This window comes from Variovorax boronicumulans, from assembly GCF_029892485.1.
GTDB lineage: Bacteria > Pseudomonadota > Gammaproteobacteria > Burkholderiales > Burkholderiaceae_C > Variovorax > Variovorax boronicumulans_B.
Genome location: NZ_JARXVG010000006.1, coordinates 348,127 through 370,312, shown reverse-complemented (window position 1 = coordinate 370,312; position 22,186 = coordinate 348,127). Strand labels below are relative to the sequence as shown.

Here is a 22,186-nt window from a genome sequence, read left to right as displayed (position 1 = left end):
CCCTGCCGTGACGGCGGTGTGACAATCCCCTTCCTGTGGAACCTTTGAACGAATCCCTGTTCGACGCCCAGGCCCTGGAGTTTCCAGCGGCCCTGGCGTCGGCGCTCGCGCCGGCCGCACTGCCCGGCCACTTCGATGAACTGCGCGGCAAAGCCAGGCCGGCGGCGCCGGTGCGGCCTGCGCCAGCAGGTGCGCCCCCGGCAAGCACCCCGCTGCTGTACGACGCGGCGGCGGAACGCCCGGCGGCCACGCAGTCCCAATCGCAGTCCCAGTCTTCTTCATCGCAGTCCCAGGGCCAGTCCCAGTCGCAGCAACCTGCGCCGACCGGCGAAGCACCCCCGCTCACCCCCGGCTGGAACGCCTTCTTCGACCAGCTCGGCCCGGGCGGCTTCAACGACCTTCCGCGCCGCGCGGTCAGCCTCGAGCGCCAGATCCGCGACAACGGCGTTACCTACAACGTCTACGCCGACGCCACCCACGGCCCGCAGCGCCCCTGGTCGCTCGACCTGTTCCCGCTGATCGTCTCGCCCGAGAGCTGGAGCCAGATCGAGGCCGGCGTGCTCCAGCGCGTGCGCGTGCTCGACCGGGTGATGGCCGACGTCTACGGCCCGCAGCAGCTGCTGAGCGAAGGGCTGATTCCGCCGGCGCTGGTGCGCGGCCATCCGGGCTATCTGCGCGCGCTGCACGGCGTGAAGCCGCCGGGCGACACCTGGCTGCACATCGCGGCCTTCGACCTCGCACGCGGCCCCGACGGCAACTGGTGGGTGGTGTCGCAGCGCACCCAGGCGCCCTCGGGCCTGGGCTACCTGCTGGAGAACCGCCTCGCCATCACGCGACAGTTTCCGCAGGCCTTCGAGGCGCTTCACGTGCAGCGGCTGGCCGCCACCTACAGCGCCATGATGGACGGGCTGCAGCGCATGTGCCCGGCCGGCGTGCCGCCCCACATCGCGCTGCTCACGCCCGGCCCGTACAACGAAACCTACTTCGAGCACGCCTACCTCGCGCGCTACCTGGGCGTGACGCTCGTCGAGGGCAACGACCTCACGGTGCGCGACCAGCGGCTCTACCTCAAGACGCTGCAGGGCCTGCGCCCGGTGCACGGCCTCATCAAGCGGCTGGACGACCAGTTCCTCGATCCGCTGGAGCTGCGCCCCGATTCCACGCTCGGCGTGCCCGGCCTCCTGCAGGCGATTCGCGCCGGCAACGTGCTGGTGGCCAACATGCCGGGCTCGGCCTTCCTCGAATCGCCCGCCATGCTGGGCTTCCTGCCGGGCCTGGCGCGCCGGCTGATCGGCGAGAAGCTCAAGCTGCCCGCGCTGCCCACCTGGTGGTGCGGCGAGCGCGCCGCGCTCGAGGCGGTGCTGCCGCAGCTGGGCGATTGCTTCATCAAGCCCACCTACCCCGGCATCGACGGCCGCGTGAGCTTCGACGCGGTGCTCGGCAGCCAGCTGGGGCGGCGCGAACTCGACGAATGGGCCGGCCGCATCGTGCGCGAGGGCGACGCCCACACGGTGCAGAGCTACCTGCCGCTGTCGCAGATGCCCACATGGGCCAGCGACCTGGGCCCCGGCCACATCGAGCCGCGCGCGGTGCTCCTGCGCGTGTTCGCGGTGAGCGACGGTGCGCAGTCGTGGCGCGTGCTGCCCGGCGGGCTGGCCCGCCTCGCGGGCGCCGATGCGCAGATCGCCTCGATGCAGCGCGGCGGCAGCAGCGCCGATGCCTGGGTGCAGACGCACGGCGAGGTCGACCGCACCACGCGGCTGCAGCCCCACGCCACGCCGGCTTCGCTCGCACGGCACCGCGCGCCGGTCACCAGCCGCGCCGCGGAGAACATGTTCTGGCTCGGGCGTTACACCGAGCGCGCCGAGAACGCGGTGCGCCTGGCGCGCCTGACGCTCAACCTGTTGGGTGGCGAAGACCAGTCGTCGCGCCCGCTGCTCGAATGGCTGCACCGCATGGCCGTGCGCAATGCGCTGGTGCCGGCCGAGGCGCCGAGCGCGCCGCAGTCGCGCCGGGTGTTCGAACGCGCCCTGGTGGCCGAGCTCGGCGACGTCGACGGGGGCGGCAGCGTCGGCTATAGCCTGCGCTGCATCCGGCAGGCCGCGGCCGCGGTGCGCGAGCGGCTTTCGCAGGACAACTGGAACCAGATCGTGCGTGCGGAGGCCGAGTTCCTCCGCCGCGCCGCCGAGCAGGCCGGCGAAGGCAGCTTTGCCGCCAGCGCCGCCTTGCGCGCGCTCGAATCCGCCAGCACCGCGCTGGCCGCGATGACCGGCGCGCAGACCGACCGCATGACGCGCGACGACGCCTGGCGCCTGCTGTCCATCGGCCGCCACATCGAGCGGCTGGGCTTTTTGTCGAACGCGCTCGAGGTCGGCTTCGGCAACGGCGCCGTGCACGAGGTCAGCGGCTTCGAGGCGATGGTGGCGCTGTTCGACAGCACCATCACCTTCCATGCGCGCTACCAGCAGCGGCGCGACGTCGCCACGCTGGTCGACCTGCTGGTGCTCGACGCGGAAAACCCGCGCTCGCTGGCCTGGGTCACGCAAACGCTGCGCGGGCGCATCGCGCGTCTGGCGGGCAGCGCGCCGGGCAAGCTCACCGCGCTGTCGTACGAACTGCCCGATCCGGCCACATGGACGCTCGAGCACCTGTGCGCCGCCGGGCCCGAGGGGGATTACCCCGCGCTGATCCGGCTGCTCGCCAACTGCGAGACGGCGGCCTACCATGTGTCGGACGCCATCGGCACGCGCTACTTCACGCTCACATCCGAATCCCTGCGCTCCGTCGGCGCCTGATTCCATAACGATATTTCGAAGGAGGCATTTCCATGTCGGGCATCGCCATCAATCGCCGTCGCACCCTCACCGCCGCCAGCCTTCTCGTCGGACTCGCACTGGCCGGCTGCGGCAAGCAGGAACCCGCTGCACCCGCCGCCGCTTCGGCACCGCCGCCGCCCGCCGCGGCCCGCGTGCTGGTCGTGGGCACCGATGCGGCCTATGCGCCCTTCGAATCGCAGAACGAAAAGGGCGAGGTCGTGGGCTTCGACATCGACGTGGTGAAGGCCGTGGCGCAGAAGGCCGGCATCGAGGTGAAGTTCGTCAACACGCCGTGGGAAGGCATCTTCAATTCGCTCGACCAGGGCGACCGCGACCTCCTGGTGTCGTCCATCACCATCACCGACGAGCGCCGCCAGACCATGGACTTCTCGCAGCCCTACTTCGAGGCGCGCCAGCTCATCGCGGTGAAGAGCGATTCGCCCGTCGCGAAGTTCGACGACATCAAGAGCCTGAAGGTCGGCGTGCAGAACGGCACCACCGGCGACGAAGTGGTGGGCAAGCTGCTGGGCAAGTCGAGCACCGCGATCAAGCGCTTCGAATCGACCCCGCTGGCGCTCAAGGAACTCGAGGCCGGCGGCGTGCAGGCCGTGGTGGCCGACAACGGCGTGGTGGCGCACTACCTCGCGAACAACGCGGGCGGTGGCTTCAAGACGGTGAGCGATGCGGGCTTTCCGGCCGAGCAGTACGGCATCGCGGTGAAGAAGGGCAATGCCGAGCTGCTGGCGAAGATCGACAAGGGCCTTGCGGACATCAAGGCCGACGGCACCTACGCGAAGATCTACGCATCGCACTTCGGCGCCGCGTCGCAGTAAAGACCGCTCTTGCCATGCTGCTGCACGTCACCCACGAAACCCGCTACGAGTACGCACCGCCGGTCGAGACCGCGCAGCACCTGGCGCACCTGAAGCCGCTGGCCACCGGTTCGCAGCGGCTGGTGAGCCACACGCTCGCGATCGATCCGCCGCCGGCGCAGCGCGGCGAGCTGCCCGATGTCTACGGCAACACCCGCGCCTTCTTCGCGCTCGAAGCCACGCACGACCGGCTGGTGGTCACGGCCGAGAGCGTCGTCGAAACCTCGGTGCCGGTGCTCTCGGACGCCATCGCCCGCGATCTGCCCTGGGAGACCGTGCGCGAGCGTTTCCGCTTTCGCAAGGACGCCACCTTCGACGCGGCTTCCGAGTTCGTCTTTCCCTCGCCCTACGTGCCGCGCCACGACGACTTCGCCGCCTATGCGCGCGCGAGCTTCGCGCCCGGGCGCCCCACCTTCGACGCGGCGATGGACCTCACCGAACGCATGTACCGCGACTTCGACTACGACGCGGACAGCACCGAGATCAACACCCCCGCCGTCGAGGCGCTGGCCCAGCGCAAGGGCGTGTGCCAGGACTTCGCGCACATCATGATCGCGTGTTTCCGCACGCTGGGCCTGCCCGCGCGCTACGTGAGCGGCTATCTGCTCACGCAGCCGCCGCCGGGCCAACCGCGGCTGGTGGGCGCTGATGCTTCGCATGCGTGGGTGTCGGTTTACCTGCCGGGCGAAGACGACGGGCCCGGCGGCTGGGCCGACTTCGACCCCACCAACGGCCGCCAGCCGGGCGAGGACTACGTCACGCTGGCCATCGGCCGCGACTACTCCGACGTCTCGCCGATGCGCGGCGTACTGCATGGCGGCGCAAGGCACACGCTGAGCGTCGGGGTGACCGTGCAGCCGGTGGGGGAAGTGATCGAAGGCCTGCCGCGAACACAGACACAATCGCCTTCCCAAGACAAGGAGTCTCCATGAGCGTTTACGACAAACTTTCCAGCCTCGGCATCACCCTGCCCCCGGTCTCGGCCCCCGCCGCCGCCTACGTGCCTTTCGTGCAGACCGGCAACCTCGTGTTCCTCTCGGGCCACATCGCCAAGAAGGACGGCAAGGTCTGGGCCGGCCAGCTCGGCGCCAACATCAGCACCGAGGAAGGCAAGCAGGCCGCACGCGCCATCGCCATCGACCTCCTGGGCACGCTGCACGCCGCCGTGGGCGACCTGAACAAGGTCAAGCGCATCGTCAAGGTGATGAGCCTGGTGAACTCGGTCGGCACCTTCACCGAACAGCACCTGGTGACCAACGGCGCGAGCGAATTCTTCGCCGAAGTCTTCGGCCCCGAAAAGGGCGCACATGCGCGCAGCGCCTTCGGCGTGGCACAGATCCCGATGGGCGCCTGCGTCGAGATCGAACTGATCGCCGAAGTCGGCTGATCCCGCAGACCAACGCCTCGCCGGCCATCGAGGCGGACGGGGCCGATCCGGAGTCTTCGAAGCCATGAACATCGTCCTGCGTGCCTTTGCCTCGACTGCGCTGCTGCTGGGTGCCGAAGGCTCGTACGCGCAGTCGCTCAGCTGCGGCGGATTTCTTGCCGGGGTGGGCGAATCGAAGTTCTCCGTCCTCAACAAATGCGGCGAACCGGTCCTCAAGGACGTCGTCTGCGTCGCCCGGCCCCAGGTCGAATGGATCATCAACCCGGGCGCGCGCAGCGGCGGCGTCCGCCAGATCGGTTCACAGCAATGCGTTCCGATGGATGAATGGACCTACCACCGCGGCCAGGGCAACTTCCTCGGGATCGTGCGGTTCTACAACGGCGCGGTCGAGTCGGTGCGCGACGGCGACCGGGTGCCGTGAACTAGGACGGCCTGCCGAGGCTCGCCTCCAGGAATTCGATCAATGCCTGCACGCGCGCCGTGCGCCCCTTGCGGGTCGGCACCAGCAGCAGCACCGGCGCACTGTCGAAGGCCCAATCCTTCAGCACCCGCACCAGCGAGCCCCGCGCGATCGCATCCGCCGCGTCCCATTCGGAACGCAGCACCAGCCCCATGCCCTGCTCGGCCCAATGCCGCGCCACGCTGCCGTCGTTGGTGACGAAGGCCGGCGCAATGCGCAGTGTTTCGCGCGCGCCCGCCTTCACCGATGACGCAGCTGCCTTGGGCTTCGCGGCGCGGCGCACGTGCCAGAGCGTCACGTCTTCGTCGTTCTCGCGGATGACGATGCAGTCGTGCGCCATCACGTCGCGCGGAACGAGGGGCGTGCCGCGCGCGCGCAGGTACTCCGGGCTCGCGCACAGCCAGCGCTCGTTGTCGCCGAGCGTGCGCGCGACCCAGGAGGAGTCGCGCACCGTGCCGATGTGGATGATCGCGTCGGCGTCGTGCCGGTCGGGCCAGGGCGTCTCGCGCAGGTCGAACTGGATGCGCAGGCCCGGATGCAGGCGAGCGAAGCGCGCGAGCATCGGCGCCACGTACTGCCGGCCGTAGCCGAAGGGCGCGGCGATGCGCAGCGTGCCGGTGAGGCGGCGGTCGTCGCGCTGCATCGATTCGCGCAGCCCCTCGATCTGCCCGAGCAGCGCCGCGGCCTCGCGTGCAAAGCGCTCGCCTTCGGCCGTGAGGCTCAGCCGCCGCGCGGTGCGGGTGGCGAGAGACAGGCCGAGCGTGGTTTCGAGCTTGCGCAAGCGCATCGACAGCGCGGGCGGCGTGACGTCGAGCGAGCGCGCCGCGGCACTCAGCGAAGGTTCGCGCAGCAAGGCTGCTGCCAGTTGCATGTCTTCGATCTGGATCATTCAGCAGTGCTTAACGATTGATGAGCTGGCATTGAAGCACAACGACGGCTTTGAAACGTACAGTCGGCGACCATGCAAGCCCCCATCGCCCCATCCGGCGCCTACCCCCGCGCCGTGCTTTTCGACCTGCTCACCGCCCTGCTCGACTCGTGGACCGTGTGGAACGCCGCCGCTGGCTCCGAGGAAAAGGGCCGCACGTGGCGCGCCGAATACCTGCGCCTCACCTACGGCTGCGGCGCCTATGTGCCCTACGAGCAACTGGTGAAGGACGCCGCACGAAACACCGGCATGGCCGGCACCGCACCGGACGCGCTCGAAGCGCACTGGGACCAATTGCCCGCATGGGACGGCGCACGCGAACTGCTGCAGGCGCTCAAGCCGCACTGCAAGCTCGCGGTGGTCACCAACTGCTCGCAGCGGCTCGGCCATCGCGCGGCGGCGCTGCTGGGCGTCGACTGGGACGTGGTGGTCACTTCGGAAGAAGCCGGCTTCTACAAGCCCGACCCGCGCCCGTACCGCATGGCGCTGGCCCGGCTGGGCGTGCAGGCAGATGAGGCCGCCTTCGTCGCCGGCTCGGGCTACGACATGTTCGGCACTTCGGCCGTCGGCCTGCGCACCTTCTGGCACAACCGCGTGGGGCTCGCCTTGCCGAAGGGCGCACCGCCGCCCGAGCAGCAGGCACCGACGCTCGCACCCGCGCTGCCCTGGCTCCAATCCTTCGCTTCGATTTCCTGAACGGACGACGCTCATGAACGCCCTCACCCTCACCACCATCGACACGCCCGCCGCCATCGTCGAACGGCCGCGCATGCAGCAAAACATCGCGCGGATGCAGGCGCGCATGAACGCACTCGGCGTGCGCTTCCGGCCTCACGTCAAGACCAGCAAGTGCATCGACGTGGCACGTGCGCAGCGCGATGCGGGTGCGCAGGGCATCACCGTCTCCACGCTGAAGGAGGCCGAGCAGTTCTTCGCCGCCGGCTTCAGCGACATCCTCTATGCCGTGGGCATGGCCGCGCACCGGCTGCCGCATGCGCTCGAACTGCGCCGCCGCGGCTGCGCGCTTTCGATCATCACGGACGGCGTGGCCTCGGCGCGCGCCATTGCCGAGTTCGGCCGTGCGAACGGCGAAGCCTTCGACGTGCTGATCGAAGTCGACACCGACGGCCACCGCTCCGGCATCCGCCCGGACGACGACGTGCTGCTCGAAGTGGCGCATGCACTGCACGACGGCGGCATGCGTCTCGCCGGCGTGATGACGCACGCCGGCTCCAGCTACGACCTCGACACACCCGAAGCGCTCAAGGCCATGGCCGAGCAGGAGCGCGCCGGCTGCGTGCGTGCCGCGCAAAGGCTGCGCGATGCCGACCTGCCCTGCCCCATCGTCAGCGTGGGTTCCACGCCGACGGCGCTGATGGCCGAGCGCCTCGACGGGGTGACCGAAGTGCGCGCGGGGGTCTACGTGTTCTTCGACCTCGTGATGCGCAATGTGGGCGTGTGCGATGCGGGCGAGATCGCGCTGAGCGTGCTCACCACCGTGATCGGCCACCAGGTCGAGAAGGGCTGGGCCATCGTCGATGCGGGCTGGATGGCGATGAGCCGCGACCGCGGCACGCAGAAGCAGAAGCGCGACTATGGCTACGGGCAGATCTGCAGCCTCGATGGCGCGGTGCTCGACGGCTATGTGCTCAGCGGTGCGAACCAGGAGCACGGCATCCTGTCGCGCGAAGGTGCGCCAGACACCGACATTGCGACGCGCTTTCCTATCGGCACGCGCCTGCGCATCCTGCCCAACCATGCGTGCGCGACGGGTGCGCAATTCCCTGAATATCAGGCGCTCGGCGAAGACGGGGCGCTGCAGCCATGGGGGCGCTTCCACGGCTGGTAAGCGGTCTGGAGAGAACGACGCCTAGAGCGCCTGCGACGAGCCCCGCACCATCAACTCGCCGGGAAGCAGGAGCTGGCGTGGCGCGGCATCGAGTCCCCGCAGCCGCTCGATCAGGCACGTGGCGGCGGTGCGGCCGATGGCGTCGGTGGGCTGCGCCACGGTGCTGAGGCCGGGGCCGATCAGCGAGGCCCATTCGGGATCGTCGAAGCCGACGAAGCCCAGGTCGCCGCCGAACTGCAAGCCCATCCGCGCCATCGCCTGCGCCACGCGCAGCGTGACCACGGCATTGCCCGCGACCACGGCGGCGCGGCGGCCGCGCCTGGCGCGCTTGCGCAGGGCGGTCAGTGCCGCATCGAGCGCATCGTTTTCGCCCTCGACGCTTTCGAACACCTCGCCTGCCACGCGTGGTTCATGTGCCGCCACGCAGGCGCCGAAAGCGGCCGTGCGCTCGCGCCGCGAACTTACGCCCTTCTGCGGCTCGGTGACGTAAAGCAGCTCGCGGTAGCCGCCTTCGAGCAGATGCTCGCAGGTCGCCTGCATCGCTGCGTGGTTGTCGAGCGAGACAAAGTCGGTGTGCATGCCCGTGTGCCGGCGATCGACCAGCACCGCGGGCTTGCCATGCAGCGTGACCGCATCGACCACGTTGCTGCCGCGGCCCAGCGTGTTGAGGATGAAGCCGTCGACCTGGTAGCCCGCGAGCGCATCGATGGCCTCGCGCTCGCGTTCGCTCTCGTTGCCGAGGTTGAACAGCATCACGAGGTAGCCGGCATCCTGGCAGGCCTTCTCGGCGCCGCGCAGCACGGCGACCGAATACGGGTTGGTGATGTCGGCCACGATCAACCCGATGAGCCGCGAACGGCCGTGGCTCAGCGCCTGCGCCATCGGGCTGGGCGTGTAGGCCAGCTTGGCGATGGCGACCTCTACGCGTGCGGCGATGTCGGGGCTCAGCAAACGCTCGCGATGGTTGAGGAAGCGCGAGACGGTGGCTTTGGAAACGCCCGCCGCTTCGGCGACGTCGGCGATGGTGGCGCGGCCCGTGGGCTTCATGGTTTTGCTCCTTCCCCCGCTGGGGGAAGGCTGGGATGGGGGCAGGCGGAGCGCTCGATGGATACGCCGCTGGCCCCCACCCCTGCCCTCCCCCGGAAGGGGAGGGAGAAAGTCCTCGGGGACATCCACAGGCGAGGCGTTCGCATTGCTCCTTCCCCCGCTGGGGGAAGGTTGGGATGGGGGCGGGCAGAGCGCTCGATGGATACGCCGCTTGCCCCCACCCCTGCCCTCCCCCAGAGGGGGAGGGAGAAAGTCCTCGGGGACATCCACAGGCGAGGTGTTCGCATTGCTCCTTCCCCCGCTGGGGGAAGGTTGGGATGGGGGCAGGCAGAGCGCTCGATGGATGCGCCGCCTGCCCCCACCCCTACCCTCCTCCAACGGGGGAGGGAGAAAAGCGGGATCGCAGTCATGCGGCGGTGGTGTCGTAAGGCGCGATCGGCTTCTCGCCGGCCAGCACCTGCAGCAGATTGGTCGTCGCCAGTTCCGCCATCGCATGCCGCGTCTCGTGCGTGGCCGAGCCGATGTGCGGCAGCGGTGTCACGCGCGGGTGCGTGCGCAGCGGCGAATCGGCGGGCAGCGGTTCCTTCGCGAACACGTCGAGGCCGGCAGCGCGCAGGGTGCCGTGATCCAGCGCGTGCAGCAGCGCGCCTTCGTTCACGGTGGCGCCGCGGCCGCCGTTGATGAAAGAAGCGCCCGGCTTCATGCGCGCAAAGAATTCAGCATCGATCATCCCGCGCGTGGCATCGGTCAGCGGCAGCATCGCGAGCACGATGTCGGCGCGCGCCAGCAGGTCGTCCAGCGGTGTGTGCGTGACGCGGCCTTGCAGCTCGGGCGCCTGCGCGGCCAGGTCCACCGCGCGGCGCGAGTGATACAGCACCGGCATGCCGAAGCCCAGCGCGGCGCGCCGCGCCACGGCCTGCCCGATGCGGCCAAAGCCCAGGATGCCCAGCGTCTTGCCATGCACGTCGGTGCCGAAGAGTTCCTCGCCGATGTTCTTGTCCCAACGGCCTTCCCGCACCAGGTTCGAGAGCTCGACGACGCGGCGCTGCGTGGCCATGAGGATCGCGAACACCGTGTCGGCCACGGTCTCGGTGAGCACGTCGGGCGTGTGGCACAGCACGATGCCGCGCTTGTGCAGTTCGGCGAGCGGATAGTTGTCGACGCCGACCGACACGCTCGAAATCACCTCGAGCTGCGGCGCCGCATCGAGCAGCGCGGCATCGACCGTGTGGCTGGATCCGATCAGGCCGTTCGCGGTGGCGAGCGCGGCGGCAAAGGCCTCGGGCTCCGTGCGCGGATCGGCCACGGTCACGTGGTGCGCGGCCTGCAGTCGCGCCAGTTGGTCTTCAGGCAAGGGCCGGAAAACAAGCACGTTCTTCTTCGTCATGGTCTTCAAAGCCCCGCTTCTTCAAGTTCGGCGCGCGTCGGCAGCCCTTCGGTATCGCCCAGCACCTGCACCGCACGAGCGCCGATCCACGCACCGCGGCGCACCGCCTCGGGCACGCTCTTGCCTTCGAGCAGTGCGCTCACCACGCCGGCCGCGAAGCCGTCGCCCGCGCCCACGGTGTCGATCACTTCCTTGACCGGAAAGCCGTCGACGCGGCCGGTGCCGGCCACGTCGCTGTCGTAATAGGCGCCCTCGGCACCGAGCTTGACGACCACCAGCTTCGCGCCGCGCTCGCGGTAGAAGCGCGCGACGGCATCGGGCTCACTGTGGCCGGTGAGCAGCAGGCCTTCTTCGATGCCGGGCAGCACCCAGTCGGCGCGCGAGGCGAGTTCGTTGATCCAGTGGCGCATCGTTTCGGTTGAAGACCACAGCGTCGGGCGCAGGTTGGTGTCGAACGAGATCGTTCGGCCAGCCGCGCGCATCACGTCCATGGTCTTGAGCGCGGCCTGCAGGCTGGTCTCGGAAATGGCGGCGAACACACCGGTGGCGTGCAGGTGGCGCGCCGAGCGCAGCCACGCCTCATCGACATCGGCCGGGCCCATCTGGCTCGCGGCCGAGCCCTTGCGGTGGTATTCGACCGGCGGGTCGCTGCCGTCGGTGACGCGGCCCTTGAACTGGAAGCCGGTGCGCTGCTTCGGATCGCAGATGACGTGCGAACAATCGATGCCCTCGCCCTTCATCGTCGCGAGCAGCGCACGCGCCATCGAGTCGGTGCCCAGTCGGCTGGCCCAGCCCACCTTCAGGCCCAGGCGCGAGAGGCCGATGGCCACGTTGGTCTCGGCGCCCGCGGTGCGCTTGTGGAACGCCTCTGCGTTCTCCAGCGGGCCGGGGCGGTCCGCCACGAGCAGCATCATGGCCTCGCCGAACAGGGCGACGTCGAAAGCGGTGGGTTCTGGCATGTGTGGTCTACGCCCGTGCGGCGCGGATGAATTCGATTTGCGTGCGGGTGACGGCCAGCAGGTCGTCGCCGACCAGAGGGTATTCGATGGCATGGGGCACGTCGGCCGGCAAGGCGCGCAACACCGCGCGCCATGGCGCGACCGAATCGCCGAGCGGCACCGCCACCCACTTGTGCGGCAGGCGCTGCGCGCCCTTGCAATGCACGTAGCGCACGCGATGGCCGAGCGCCTGTGCGGCCTGCAGCGGGCACTCGCCCAGCCAGTGCCAGTTGCCCATGTCGAAGGTCATGCCGAGCGATACGCCGGCGCGGTCGGCCACGTCGAAGAAGGACTGCAATGCGGGCAGCGTGCCGGCGCGCAGCGTCTGGTCGTTCTCGATGAGCAGTTCGACGCGGGTTTGCGACAGCTCCACTTTCAAGCCCCAGAGCGAGCCGTGCGAGGAAGCCTGGAAATCGCCGATGGACATCTTCAGCCGCTTCGCGCCGACGCGGGTTGCCGCGGCAATGCCGCGCTTGAGCGCCGCACTGTCGAGCCATCCACCCTCGGCCCACAGACCTTCGGGGCTGGAGTACACGGACGCAAGACCGTTGAGCGCTGGCAGTTCGGCATCCGCATCGCGCAGCATCTCGCCGCGCACTTCCACCGAATCGGCACCCGCAGTGCGCGCAAGTTGCGAACACCAGAGCTGGCCGTGCCGCCCCACCTCGGCCGCGCCGAAGGACGACAGAGAAATCAGGACCTCGAAGGACATCAGTGGGCTTGGTGGGAGCTGAGGATCTGCCCGAGGAACTGGCGCGTGCGCTCGTCCTTCGGGTTGCCGAAGAATTCTTCGGGCGGTGCCTGCTCGACGATCTTGCCTTCGGCCATGAAGATCACGCGGTCGGCCACGCTGCGGGCAAAGCCCATCTCGTGCGTCACGCACAGCATGGTCATGCCGTCTTCGGCCAGGCCGATCATCGTGTCGAGCACTTCCTTGACCATCTCGGGGTCGAGCGCCGAGGTGGGCTCGTCGAACAGCATGATCTTGGGCGTCATGCACAGCGCGCGAGCAATCGCCACGCGCTGCTGCTGGCCGCCCGAGAGCTGGCTCGGATACTTCTTCGCCTGCTCGGGAATGCGCACGCGGGTGAGGTACTTCATCGCCACCTCCTCGGCCTGCGCTTTCGTCATGCCGCGCGAGCGCATCGGCGCGAGCGTGCAGTTCTCCAGGATGGTGAGGTGCGGGAACAGGTTGAACTGCTGGAACACCATGCCGACTTCGGCACGCACCGCGTCCACGTTCTTGCCGCCGGCGGTGAGGTCGATGCCATCGACCACGATGCGGCCCTTCTGCACCGTCTCCAGCCGGTTGATGCAGCGGATGAGCGTCGACTTGCCCGAGCCCGAAGGCCCGCAGATCACGATGCGCTCGCCCTGGCGCACCGACAGGTCGATGCCGGTCAACACCTGGAATTCACCGTACCACTTGTTGACCGCTTCCATGCGGATGATCGATTCCGTCGTCATGCCAGGGTTTCCTTCAAGCGCTTTGGCTCATTGCATCTTGGGCAGGTCGGCCTGCAGCCACTTTTGATAGAGCTTGTTCAGCTCGCCGTTGGCGGTGTTCTTCGCAACGAAGTCGTTCACCGCCTTGGTCAGCTCTTCCTGGCCCGGACGCATCGCGATGCCCATCGACTGCTGCACCAGCGTGAACTTGTTTTCGTAGGTGCCGGCGGGCACGCGCTTGGCGATCTGCGCCGCCACGGTGACCGAGCAGCCAATGGCATCGACCTGGCCCGAGATCAGCGCCTGCATGGCCGAGGCGTCGTCGTCGAAGCGGCGGATCTCGGTGCCTTCGGGTGCGGCCTTGGTCACGGCCACGTCTTGCGTGGACGCACGGGCCACGCCCACGCGCAGGCCCTTCAGGTCGGTGGCGGCCTTGATGGGCGTCTTGGTCGCGCCGTACAGCACGATGGTCGCGGCCGCGTAGGGCTGCGAGAACTGCACCTGCTTCGCGCGCTCGGGCGTGATGGCCAGCGAGGCGACCAGCACATCGACCTTGTTGGTCAGCAGGAAGGGAATGCGGTTAGGGCCGGTCACCGGCACGATGTTGGCCTTGACGCCCCAGTCCTTGGCCAGCAGCTTGGCCACGTCGGCGTCGTAGCCGTCGGGCTGGTTCTTGGCGTCGGTGGTGCCGTAGGGCGGAAAGTCCACCAGCATGCCGATGGTGATCTCGCCCTTCTTCTTGATGTCGGCCACGGACTGTGCCGAGGCGAAAGGCGCGAACACGGTGAGTGCGGCGCCGAGGCCGAGGGCTGCGATGGCAGCGCGGCGGGTGGTGGTAACGGTCATTGATGTGTCTCCTGAATAAAGAAGGAAGCGACGAGAAAAAAATGGGTCAGCGTGCAAGCGCCATTGCGCGCTTGCGCTCCATGCGCGCGGCCAGCAGCGACAGCGGCCAGCAGATCACGAAGTAAATGGCCGCCACCACCGAGAACACGATCAGCGGCTGGAAGGTGGCGTTGTTGATGATCTGCCCCGCGCGGGTGATCTCGGTGAAGCCGATGATGGCCGCCAGCGAGGTGCCCTTGATGATCTGCACCAGGTAGCCCACCGTGGGCGCCAGCGCGATCTTGAAGGCCTGCGGCAGCACCACGTCGCGCATGCGTGCGGTGTACTTGAGGCTCAGCGCCTCGGCCGCTTCCCACTGGCCGCGCGGCACGGCCTCGATGCAGCCGCGCCAGATCTCGCCGAGAAAGGCCGCGCTGTTGAGGATGAGCGCCGCGCCCGCGGCGATCCACGGGTTGATGTCCAAGCCCAGCACCGGCGCGCCGAAGAAGATCAGAAAGAGCTGCAGCAGCAGCGGCGTGCCCTGGAAGATCTGGATGAACGTCCTCGACACGCCGCGCGCCCAGCTCGATTCGGAGGTGCGCGTGAGCGCGACGATCAAGCCGAGGATCGCGCCGCCGATGAAGGCGATCACCGACAGAGCGAGCGTCCACTGGGCCGCTTCGAGGATGAAAAGGAATTCGGGAAAGCCGAAGGTACGCATGATGTTGTCTTCCGTGCGGGCCCGTTACCGGCGGTCCGGATAGTTGAGCGTGCGCTTGTAGATCAGCTTGAACATCGCCGAGAAGGCCAGTGCCAGCGCCAGGTAGATGGCGGCCACCACGATGTAGATCTCGAAGCTGCGGAAGGTCTGCGACTGCAGGTTGGCGGCCACTGAGGTCAGGTCGTCGGCCGAGATGACCGACACCACCGCCGAGCTCAGCATCAGCAAGATGAACTGGCTCGTGAGTGCCGGGTAGATGGCCTTGAGCGCGGGCTTGATGATCACGAAGCGGAAGATCTCCCAGGGCTTGAGGTTGAGCGCCCTCCCCGCCTCGATCTGCCCCTTGGGAATCGACTCGATGCCCGCGCGGATGATCTCGGTCGCATACGCGCCCAGGTTCACCACCATCGCCACCAGCGCGGCCGTCTGCGGCGACCAGCGCAGCCCGATGGCCGGCAGCGCGAAGAAGAAAAAGAACAGCTGCACGAGGAAGGGCGTGTTGCGGATCACCTCGATGTAGGCATTGATGATGAAGCGCAGCCACCCCGGCCCCGAGGTCTTGCCCCAGGCGCAGAAGATCGCGACCACAAGGCCCAGCACCGTCGCGATGAGCGAGAGCTGGATCGTGATCCAGGTGCCCTTGAGCAGCAGCGGCCAGGCCGCGAAAACGGCGTCGAATTGAAACTGGTAGTTCATGGTGCGGCGTGCACGACAGGGCCGTGCGCAGGCCTCCGAAAGAAGGCTTGCAGCTTATATGAAACCGGTTTCAGGAATGACTAGGGATTCCCCTATGAGCGAGCTGCCAAGAGCTTGTTTGCTGATCGAGCTGGACATCGGCGGGGCAACGTGAAGGGCTCCTGCCGCCTGAGGCTCCTGCGCAGACGCTGCGTCGACCGGCGACGGAACTCAATGCGCCAGCCACGGGTACCGCCGGCCGATCTCTTTCTGCTTTGAAGCGTTGCGGCTGACTGCAAGACCCGGTTCGCTGGCCTCCCAAGCGGTAGCCCTTGCCAAGGCGGTGGCCGCGCTCAGTCACCAGTACTGCCATTGATCGAACTGTTTGTGAACTCGGAGTTCTCGAAGACGCTGCCGTAGTAAAGGACTTTCTCGCCGGTGATGCCTTCGCCCTTGATGCCATCGCAGTGGCAGTCGAGGATGTCCACCTGGTCCCACTGGCAATTGGCAAAACCCAGGTTCTTCCAGGTGCAGCGCTGAAACTTGCAGCCGGTCTATTGTGTGCCGGAGTACACCGCACCCGCCAAGGTGGCTCCGGTGAAGGTGCAGCCGGACATGCCCGCACCGCTCATGTTGCAGTCGCTCATGGTGTACCTCCTTCGCGCATGCTTCCCGCGTTCCGGCCGAGTCCTGAGCGCTCACGCAGATGTGATTCCTTGGGGCCGCGCCGCAGGCGCCGCATGGCTCGATGTGTCGAGGGAGCGTTCGATCTGCTGCCAATGGGCGAGCAGGTTGACAGGGCCATCCCTGCGGTGGGTGTTCACCAGATCGTGGATGCGATGCTGTATGCGGTCCATCTCGCGTCGACCATTGCTGGCGTGACGGTAGACGCCTTCGAAGCCCAGTCTGAGGATGACGAAGAACAACTCGAGCAGATCGATGTGCTTGTCTGGCTCGATGATCGCCCGCCCGATGAGCAGAAAGATGTTCTCGCCGCCCTTGGCATCGCCGTGGAAGCGAACGGCCAGCGAGTGCGCCATCCAGCCGCTGGCGACGGGCTCGGCCTTCGATGGTGGGCTGGTCTTGTCGATAGGGTCGCGCAGTGCGTCGCTGGCGAACTCGTCCAGCGCAGTGCACAAAGCGTAGCTGGCAATCACGATGTGCTCGTAGCGCAGCCCAGCGTCTTGGCAGATGGACTGAAACGAGATGATTTCGCTCACGAGTTGGCGATGCAGCTTGTCGGCCCGCGTCGCGTCCAGTTGACCATTCCTTCGGACCAAGACGGGCAGTGCATCGAGCAGTGAGCCTGCGGCTTCAAACAGCCGGGACGCGGCGGCGCGTACAGCTACGAGACGGTCGGGCTGGGGAGACTGGCGGGCCAGCACCTGCTGGGTTTGCAGGACGGGCTTTGGGGGCGGGGGTGGGTTGGCTTTCGCAATCAGTCGACTGGCTACTTGCTCAAGCTCATTGCGAACGGCAATGTCGACTTCTTTCAGAAGAGGCATGGTGAGATTCAGTTAAAGAGACTCGTCCGAGTTGGCGGCGCTTTTTCGCGGCCGTTGAATGGCATTGAGCCGCTGGCTCGCTACAAATTCGATGGGCGCCGGCGCCCATCCACGGGTCTTGCAGACCGATCTGGCTCTCACATCAACCCTCACGCCTTGGCCTTCCATCGCAACGGCTCTTCCGCCCCAATGCCGTGCTCGCGCCGCTTCTGCCCACAGTCGCTGTTCCACTCCTTCGGGAATGTCGGCCACCAGCACAGCCACTGCGCCCAGCTGTTGAACATCACAAATGGTCCTTCGCGCAGCCAGTCGCCCACGCCGACCGCGCTTTCAGGCTTCTCGTGGCCCATCAATCGCGCTTCGCGGATGGTTGCATCGAAGCCCTCTTCCCACAGGTACTGCCACATGCTGCTGCGGCGCTTGCGGCGGTATTCGTGCGGCTCGGGTGCGGGCACGGCCTGCATGCCTTCCTGCATGAAGGCGCGGATGTATTCCCACAGCGGAGTGCCGGAGAGCCAGCAGCCGACCCAGAGGATGTCTTCGCCTTTGCGCTCGGGGTCGTTGGCATCCAGCGGAGGCCAGTACAGCACCAGGCCACGGCGCATGGAGAAGCCCCCGCCGGCACGCTTGCGTTTGTCGCGTTCTGTTTCGTTGTACTGCCAGCCGGGTTTGACTTCGAGGGGGGCGCACCACTTGGGATGGGCCTTGACGCGATGCCAGTCGAGCACCGCGTTGCCGCCGAACTTTTTCGGCCTCAGCACGTAGACCTTGCCTGTGGTGCGGTTGAAGCGGTAGCGGGCTGTCAGGGCGGTGAGGAATGCCGCGCGCAGCAAGATTCGCCAAAAGATGGCAACACATGTCCATGCAAAAGCTGCAAGCCCCAATCCCATGAGGACGAACGAAGTGCGAGACATATCACCACCATCAGTCCACCATACAGTTCCCAAAAGTAGTAGCACCGCTGGCGCTGCAGCCACAAGTGCCAACACCGCAAACACCATAAAAAAGAACGACCTCCCCGCGGTCGCGGTCCCCAACTCAATGAAGTGTTCATTGAAGTCAAACACCTGCCGCCCATTCAGATACGGCACGCCGATGGATTCCTCGGGGCTGTAAAGCTCGGTGTACTCGTGAATGTCGCCCGCGATCTCCATCGCGGCCTGTTGGCCATACTTGCGCTTGTCGCCAGCGAGTAGGTTTGCACCTTCGAACATGCTCAGTCTCCCTTGACTTCACCAATGGCCGCATCGAGCTTGCTCATCATGTAGGCCTTGCTGCTGGTGCGGTGTGGCGCTCCAAAGGTCTTGCAGACCGACCTGGCTCTCGAACCAACCCTCACGCCTTGGCCTTCCATCGCAACGGCTCTTCCGCCCCAATGCCGTGCTCGCGCCGCTTCTGCCCACAGTCGCTGTTCCACTCCTTCGGGAATGTCGGCCACCAGCACAGCCACTGCGCCCAGCTGTTGAACATCACAAATGGTCCTTCGCGCAGCCAGTCGCCCACGCCGACCGCGCTTTCAGGCTTCTCGTGGCCCATCAATCGCGCTTCGCGGATGGTTGCATCGAAGCCCTCTTCCCACAGGTACTGCCACATGCTGCTGCGGCGCTTGCGGCGGTATTCGTGCGGCTCGGGTGCGGGCACGGCCTGCATGCCTTCCTGCATGAAGGCGCGGATGTATTCCCACAGCGGAGTGCCGGAGAGCCAGCAGCCGACCCAGAGAATGTCTTCACCCTTGCGCTCGGGGTCGTTGGCATCCAACGGGGGCCAGTACAACACCAGGCCACGGCGCATGGAAAAGCCCCCGCCGGCACGCTTGCGTTTGTCGCGTTCTCTTTCGTTGTACTGCCAGCCGGGTTTGACTTCCAGGGGCGTGCACCACCTGGGATGGGCCTTGACGCGATGCCAGTCGAGCACCGCGTTGCCGCCAAACCTCTTGGGCCGCAGCACGTAGACCTTGCCTGTGGTGCGGTTGAAGCGGTAGCGGGCTGTCAGGGCGGTGAGGAAGACGCTGCGCAGAAGGATGCGCCAGAGCAAACTGGAGATACAAGCAGCGCCCGCCATAGGCAACGTCATAAATGCGATAAACGCCCATCGAGGTGGATCGCTGGGGCCATATGTTGAAAAGACGCTGTAGAGCCAACCTCCAAAAGTAGCGATCGACACAAAGGCCGATAGCCCTAGCAGCATAAAAAAGAACGACCTCCCCTCGGTCGCGGTCCCCAGCTCAATGAAGTGTTCATTGAAGTCAAACACCTGCCGCCCATTCAGATACGGCACGCCGATGGATTCCTCGGGGCTGTAAAGCTCGGTGTACTCGTGAATGTCGCCCGCGATCTCCATCGCGGCCTGTTGGCCATACTTGCGCTTGTCGCCAGCGAGTAGGTTTGCACCTTCGAACATGCTCAGTCTCCCTTGACTTCACCAATGGCCGCATCGAGCTTGCTCATCATGTAAGCCTCGCTGCGATGCGGCGTGGGTTGCATCAGCTTGTTGAACCACGTGCCGTCGTTGCTGAACTTGCTGGCGCGGAAGGGCTGCGACTGAAACCAGGTCTGCCATTCCTTGTCCTTGAGCAGTTCAATGGCAACGGTGGATACAGCGGTCAAGGTCAAGCCGATGATGTTCAGGCGGAACACCAGCGTGACGCGTGTCAGCGTGACCATCGAAACTCCAACTCCTGCAATCGAAGAGAAACCACCAATCACCCGAACGATGTACGCCCCCATCAGCCACCCATTCCCTGCGTACGCAGCCCGTGTCGCATCAAACACATCCAACGCAACCGCGACACTCGCCCCTGCGATCGTGTAGCGCCCGGCTGCGCGCCGAAACTCCAGCAACTTCGCTGCCGTCACGTCGTCCAGTTTGGTGCCTACAGCAAACGCCGCGATCTTCCCGTCCTCGGAGACGACCGTCCTGTAGACCGCTTCTTCGCACAAGGTCGAGCGGATGTCCTTGAATCCGCCCACGAGGGTCAGCAGCCTGCCGCTGGACTCAAAGGTGGTTCTGAAGTCGCGGTTGACCGCGGTCTTGCCGCCCGAGCCCACCAGCGTGCTCAGCCCGTCGGCCACCATCAGCAGCCCCGCCACGCGCAGCTTGCCAACCATACCCAGTTCCCTGGAAGCAATGGCGACTTTGTTCTCCAGATTTCTGTGCAGCCTGCGCTCTTCGGCCAGCCAATAGCTTTTGCGCTCCAGGCCAACGGCGTACGACTTGCCGTGCTGTGCGGCGAGCTTTTTTACGACTTCGGCCCGCTCGGCAGCGTCTTTCTTGAGTAGCTCGATGGTCTTGTCCGCCAGACCGTGGACCATGGTCAGGGCCTGACCTGTGAGCAACAGGCCTTCGCGGTTGCCGGGCTTTTTCTTGAGTGCAAAAAGGGTGACAGCCGCGAACACAACGCTGCTCCAACCCGCACCGGCAGCAGCCTTGATGGCGTCCTTGACGTCGCTGGCCGCCGTTACTCGCTCCACCAGGGTTTTGGGGCGCTTGCCGTGCAGCTCGTGAAGCTTGTTGGCCGAGGTGATGACATCTTTCCAACCATCGAGTTCCTGGATGAGCGCCTCGATCTGACGCAGACGCGCCTCGCCAGGATCGCGCGAAGCCCTATCAGCATTGTCCAGCGAGGCTTGCAATCGATCGCACGCGCCCTTCAACCGCTGGCCGATGCCGGCGTCGTTGCAGGCCATCATGCGCGCCACCAGGTTGTCTCGGGCGTAGGTGAAGGGGTTCTTGCCGCTGAGGAACTCCTTGCCGGTCTCGGAGCTGTCCAGGTTGTGCAGCGCTACAGAAAGCTGCAGCGCAAAACGCTCGCCGTTGCCTCCCTTGTTGGCGGGGTGGCCGTTGTAACGCCCCAGGGCGTCGAGCAGTTTGCCCGCTTGCAGCCACGCCACGGAGTCGGCGCTGAGTTCGTTCAACCGCTTGTTGAGTGCATCCAGTTCGAGCTTATGCAAGCCCTGGAAGGTGTCCACGAGTTTCTGATCGACCAAGACGCGGGCTTTGCCCAACGTGTCCTTTGGATCGTAGTTGGCTTCGCGGGTCTGGTCGCTTTGCATGCGGGCGATCTTTTCGTCCAGTTCGCGCAGCATCCGCGCCCGTTCTTCGGCGGGTGTGACGTAGCGCGTGTTGCCATCGGGGCCGGTGGTTGGGTAGCCGCCGATCCGATTGCTGGTGGCGACTTTGTCGCGCATATCCTGCAGTTGCTTGAGCGACTCGCCCTGCGTGGCCAGCAGCCCGGTTTTCATGGCACCCAGCAGTTGGTCGACGCTTCCGGCAGCCATGGCCAGCCAGCCGTTGGTCATGTTCGAGAAGTTGGCCACCGCCTTGATGATGTCGGGGTCGCTGGGCGCGGTTTTGCTCCACAGTTCGTAAGGCGCGACGGCCAGCGGGTGAGCCATCGCCAGGCTCTGTGCAATGCCGATGGCGTCTTCGCAGGCCACGACGGCGCCCTTGTGCTTCTTGAGGTAGTCGGCGATCTTGTGCAGGCGCGTGCCGTGCACATTGGCATAGTCCGGCTGAGGATGTTTGATGATCGTGACAACCTCCTGGGTGCGTCCGAAGTCGTCAAAGGGTATGGGTTCGATCCGGGTGGTGTGCTCTTCCCAATTGCCCCATTGCCGCTCCTCCCGATTGGTTCCCATCAGGCCGTAATACTGCAGTTCCATGGCCTCCTTGAGTTCGATATTGCTCAGGGCCGCGAAGTCGGCGACCTGGCTATCGAGGTCACCGGGCAACATGGCGTGGTCTTGGGCGGTTGTTCCGTCGACCCAGCCCGCAACGTCGATACTTTGCATGTACGTCTTGAGGTTGCCGGCAATCTCCGAATTCAGGTGTGCAAAGTCGATCGGATCGGGGTGAAACATGTACCAGAGCTTGGTGATGTTTTTGGCATCTTGAATCCACACGAGACTGCGATTGGCACCCCATTTGTTGGGTTCGCAGGCGGCCTCTGTCCTGGCGCTGTGGGGGCTTTCCACATTGAATTCGGTGTAGTACCCATGTGGGTGCACGGCGTAGCCAAGCCACTCGGGTTTGTTGTGTCTGGATTCGAGCCGCAGGTACAGGTAGCCGGAGCGCAGCATGCGCACGCCGTATTTGGCAGTGTGCAGCGCGATGCCGCCGGGCTGGGCCTTCAGCTTGCCTTTGGTGGGCTTGAGCGCATCCAGCAGTGCCTTGCCTCTTGTCGTTGCGCTGTAGGCGGCGGCGTAGCGGGCAAACAGGATCGGAAACCCGCTTTTGCTGCATTTATCGCACGCGGTGGTGTGTGCCATGGT

General features: G+C 66.3%; 22 protein-coding genes. 7 read left to right on the top strand and 15 right to left on the bottom strand.

Annotation, left to right across the window (positions count from 1 at the left end):
- Positions 1-35: 35 nt before the first annotated feature.
- The 5 genes from M2282_RS17060 to M2282_RS17040 all read left to right on the top strand — a co-directional run bounded on the left by M2282_RS17060 (position 36) and on the right by M2282_RS17040 (position 5,496).
- Complete coding sequence (locus M2282_RS17060; protein ID WP_280809963.1) at positions 36-2,795, top strand: circularly permuted type 2 ATP-grasp protein; 2,760 nt, start codon at positions 36-38, stop codon at positions 2,793-2,795.
- Positions 2,796-2,827: 32 nt separating this feature from the next.
- The gene (locus M2282_RS17055) at positions 2,828-3,649 is read left to right on the top strand and encodes a basic amino acid ABC transporter substrate-binding protein (RefSeq protein ID WP_280809962.1); all 822 of its coding nucleotides are present in this window, start codon (positions 2,828-2,830) and stop codon (positions 3,647-3,649) included.
- Between the two features lie 14 nt (positions 3,650-3,663).
- Positions 3,664-4,620 carry a transglutaminase family protein gene (locus M2282_RS17050; RefSeq protein ID WP_280809961.1) on the top strand — a complete coding sequence of 319 codons (957 nt, stop codon included), beginning with the start codon at positions 3,664-3,666 and terminating at the stop codon, positions 4,618-4,620.
- Complete coding sequence (locus M2282_RS17045; RefSeq protein ID WP_280809960.1) at positions 4,617-5,075, top strand: RidA family protein; 459 nt, start codon at positions 4,617-4,619, stop codon at positions 5,073-5,075. Before M2282_RS17050 ends, M2282_RS17045 begins: the two co-directional genes overlap by 4 nt.
- Positions 5,076-5,139: 64 nt before the next feature.
- Positions 5,140-5,496, top strand: coding sequence for a DUF2845 domain-containing protein (locus M2282_RS17040; RefSeq protein ID WP_280809959.1), 357 nt, complete (start codon positions 5,140-5,142; stop codon positions 5,494-5,496).
- Between the two features lies 1 nt (position 5,497).
- On the opposite strand, the gene M2282_RS17035 is transcribed toward M2282_RS17040, so the two are convergent.
- The gene (locus tag M2282_RS17035; RefSeq protein ID WP_280809958.1) at positions 5,498-6,424 is read right to left on the bottom strand and encodes a LysR family transcriptional regulator; all 927 of its coding nucleotides are present in this window, start codon (positions 6,422-6,424) and stop codon (positions 5,498-5,500) included.
- Positions 6,425-6,496: 72 nt separating this feature from the next.
- Here M2282_RS17035 and M2282_RS17030 point away from each other — a divergent pair, with 72 nt between their 5' ends.
- Together M2282_RS17030 and M2282_RS17025 are read left to right on the top strand one after the other, a co-directional pair.
- On the top strand, positions 6,497-7,159 hold the full coding sequence (locus M2282_RS17030; protein WP_280809957.1) for an HAD family hydrolase: 663 nt from the start codon (positions 6,497-6,499) through the stop codon (positions 7,157-7,159).
- A gap of 13 nt (positions 7,160-7,172) precedes the next feature.
- Entirely contained in the window at positions 7,173-8,312 is a 1,140-nt protein-coding gene (locus M2282_RS17025; RefSeq protein ID WP_280809956.1) for a DSD1 family PLP-dependent enzyme, read from the top strand.
- 21 nt (positions 8,313-8,333) lie between these two features.
- On the opposite strand, the gene M2282_RS17020 is transcribed toward M2282_RS17025, so the two are convergent.
- The 14 genes from M2282_RS17020 to M2282_RS16955 form a co-directional block, all read right to left on the bottom strand.
- Positions 8,334-9,359, bottom strand: coding sequence for a LacI family DNA-binding transcriptional regulator (locus M2282_RS17020; protein WP_280809955.1), 1,026 nt, complete (start codon positions 9,357-9,359; stop codon positions 8,334-8,336).
- 406 nt (positions 9,360-9,765) lie between these two features.
- On the bottom strand, positions 9,766-10,746 hold the full coding sequence (locus M2282_RS17015) for a 2-hydroxyacid dehydrogenase (protein WP_280810045.1): 981 nt from the start codon (positions 10,744-10,746) through the stop codon (positions 9,766-9,768).
- Between the two features lie 5 nt (positions 10,747-10,751).
- A complete protein-coding gene (locus tag M2282_RS17010) occupies positions 10,752-11,705 on the bottom strand; it encodes a sugar kinase (RefSeq protein ID WP_280809954.1) in 954 nt (317 codons plus the stop codon).
- A 7-nt stretch (positions 11,706-11,712) separates the two neighbouring features.
- A complete protein-coding gene (locus M2282_RS17005) occupies positions 11,713-12,456 on the bottom strand; it encodes a sugar phosphate isomerase/epimerase family protein (protein ID WP_280809953.1) in 744 nt (247 codons plus the stop codon).
- The gene (locus M2282_RS17000) at positions 12,456-13,211 is read right to left on the bottom strand and encodes an amino acid ABC transporter ATP-binding protein (protein ID WP_280809952.1); all 756 of its coding nucleotides are present in this window, start codon (positions 13,209-13,211) and stop codon (positions 12,456-12,458) included. Before M2282_RS17000 ends, M2282_RS17005 begins: the two co-directional genes overlap by 1 nt.
- A 27-nt stretch (positions 13,212-13,238) precedes the next feature.
- Entirely contained in the window at positions 13,239-14,036 is a 798-nt protein-coding gene (locus M2282_RS16995) for a transporter substrate-binding domain-containing protein (RefSeq protein WP_280809951.1), read from the bottom strand.
- Between the two features lie 46 nt (positions 14,037-14,082).
- Complete coding sequence (locus M2282_RS16990) at positions 14,083-14,736, bottom strand: amino acid ABC transporter permease (RefSeq protein WP_280809950.1); 654 nt, start codon at positions 14,734-14,736, stop codon at positions 14,083-14,085.
- A gap of 24 nt (positions 14,737-14,760) precedes the next feature.
- Positions 14,761-15,432 carry an amino acid ABC transporter permease gene (locus M2282_RS16985; RefSeq protein WP_237675106.1) on the bottom strand — a complete coding sequence of 224 codons (672 nt, stop codon included), beginning with the start codon at positions 15,430-15,432 and terminating at the stop codon, positions 14,761-14,763.
- 332 nt (positions 15,433-15,764) lie between these two features.
- A complete protein-coding gene (locus tag M2282_RS16980) occupies positions 15,765-15,899 on the bottom strand; it encodes a hypothetical protein (RefSeq protein WP_280809949.1) in 135 nt (44 codons plus the stop codon).
- A gap of 66 nt (positions 15,900-15,965) precedes the next feature.
- Positions 15,966-16,058: a pentapeptide repeat-containing protein gene (locus M2282_RS16975; protein ID WP_280809948.1), complete on the bottom strand. Its 93-nt coding sequence runs from the start codon at positions 16,056-16,058 to the stop codon at positions 15,966-15,968.
- A 51-nt stretch (positions 16,059-16,109) separates the two neighbouring features.
- Complete coding sequence (gene icmH / locus M2282_RS16970) at positions 16,110-16,916, bottom strand: type IVB secretion system protein IcmH/DotU (RefSeq protein ID WP_280809947.1); 807 nt, start codon at positions 16,914-16,916, stop codon at positions 16,110-16,112.
- Between the two features lie 149 nt (positions 16,917-17,065).
- Positions 17,066-18,130 carry an MFS transporter gene (locus M2282_RS16965; RefSeq protein ID WP_280809946.1) on the bottom strand — a complete coding sequence of 355 codons (1,065 nt, stop codon included), beginning with the start codon at positions 18,128-18,130 and terminating at the stop codon, positions 17,066-17,068.
- A 121-nt stretch (positions 18,131-18,251) separates the two neighbouring features.
- Complete coding sequence (locus tag M2282_RS16960) at positions 18,252-19,316, bottom strand: MFS transporter (RefSeq protein WP_280809945.1); 1,065 nt, start codon at positions 19,314-19,316, stop codon at positions 18,252-18,254.
- A gap of 2 nt (positions 19,317-19,318) precedes the next feature.
- The gene (locus tag M2282_RS16955; RefSeq protein ID WP_280809944.1) at positions 19,319-22,183 is read right to left on the bottom strand and encodes a T6SS effector BTH_I2691 family protein; all 2,865 of its coding nucleotides are present in this window, start codon (positions 22,181-22,183) and stop codon (positions 19,319-19,321) included.
- Positions 22,184-22,186: the final 3 nt, after the last annotated feature.

What these genes read in the sequence shown, in the direction of transcription:
- M2282_RS17055 (WP_280809962.1), top strand. Translation starts at nt 2,828, where the DNA reads ATGTCGGGCATCGCCATCAATCGCCGTCGCACCCTCACCGCCGCCAGC.
- M2282_RS17050 (WP_280809961.1), top strand. Translation starts at nt 3,664, where the DNA reads ATGCTGCTGCACGTCACCCACGAAACCCGCTACGAGTACGCACCGCCG.
- M2282_RS17045 (WP_280809960.1), top strand. Translation starts at nt 4,617, where the DNA reads ATGAGCGTTTACGACAAACTTTCCAGCCTCGGCATCACCCTGCCCCCG.
- M2282_RS17040 (WP_280809959.1), top strand. Translation starts at nt 5,140, where the DNA reads ATGAACATCGTCCTGCGTGCCTTTGCCTCGACTGCGCTGCTGCTGGGT.
- M2282_RS17035 (WP_280809958.1), bottom strand. Translation starts at nt 6,424, where the DNA reads ATGATCCAGATCGAAGACATGCAACTGGCAGCAGCCTTGCTGCGCGAA.
- M2282_RS17030 (WP_280809957.1), top strand. Translation starts at nt 6,497, where the DNA reads ATGCAAGCCCCCATCGCCCCATCCGGCGCCTACCCCCGCGCCGTGCTT.
- M2282_RS17025 (WP_280809956.1), top strand. Translation starts at nt 7,173, where the DNA reads ATGAACGCCCTCACCCTCACCACCATCGACACGCCCGCCGCCATCGTC.
- M2282_RS17020 (WP_280809955.1), bottom strand. Translation starts at nt 9,359, where the DNA reads ATGAAGCCCACGGGCCGCGCCACCATCGCCGACGTCGCCGAAGCGGCG.
- M2282_RS17015 (WP_280810045.1), bottom strand. Translation starts at nt 10,746, where the DNA reads ATGACGAAGAAGAACGTGCTTGTTTTCCGGCCCTTGCCTGAAGACCAA.
- M2282_RS17010 (WP_280809954.1), bottom strand. Translation starts at nt 11,705, where the DNA reads ATGCCAGAACCCACCGCTTTCGACGTCGCCCTGTTCGGCGAGGCCATG.
- M2282_RS17005 (WP_280809953.1), bottom strand. Translation starts at nt 12,456, where the DNA reads ATGTCCTTCGAGGTCCTGATTTCTCTGTCGTCCTTCGGCGCGGCCGAG.
- M2282_RS17000 (WP_280809952.1), bottom strand. Translation starts at nt 13,211, where the DNA reads ATGACGACGGAATCGATCATCCGCATGGAAGCGGTCAACAAGTGGTAC.
- M2282_RS16995 (WP_280809951.1), bottom strand. Translation starts at nt 14,036, where the DNA reads ATGACCGTTACCACCACCCGCCGCGCTGCCATCGCAGCCCTCGGCCTC.
- M2282_RS16990 (WP_280809950.1), bottom strand. Translation starts at nt 14,736, where the DNA reads ATGCGTACCTTCGGCTTTCCCGAATTCCTTTTCATCCTCGAAGCGGCC.
- M2282_RS16985 (WP_237675106.1), bottom strand. Translation starts at nt 15,432, where the DNA reads ATGAACTACCAGTTTCAATTCGACGCCGTTTTCGCGGCCTGGCCGCTG.
- M2282_RS16975 (WP_280809948.1), bottom strand. Translation starts at nt 16,058, where the DNA reads ATGAGCGACTGCAACATGAGCGGTGCGGGCATGTCCGGCTGCACCTTC.
- icmH (WP_280809947.1), bottom strand. Translation starts at nt 16,916, where the DNA reads ATGCCTCTTCTGAAAGAAGTCGACATTGCCGTTCGCAATGAGCTTGAG.
- M2282_RS16965 (WP_280809946.1), bottom strand. Translation starts at nt 18,130, where the DNA reads ATGTTCGAAGGTGCAAACCTACTCGCTGGCGACAAGCGCAAGTATGGC.
- M2282_RS16960 (WP_280809945.1), bottom strand. Translation starts at nt 19,316, where the DNA reads ATGTTCGAAGGTGCAAACCTACTCGCTGGCGACAAGCGCAAGTATGGC.
- M2282_RS16955 (WP_280809944.1), bottom strand. Translation starts at nt 22,183, where the DNA reads ATGGCACACACCACCGCGTGCGATAAATGCAGCAAAAGCGGGTTTCCG.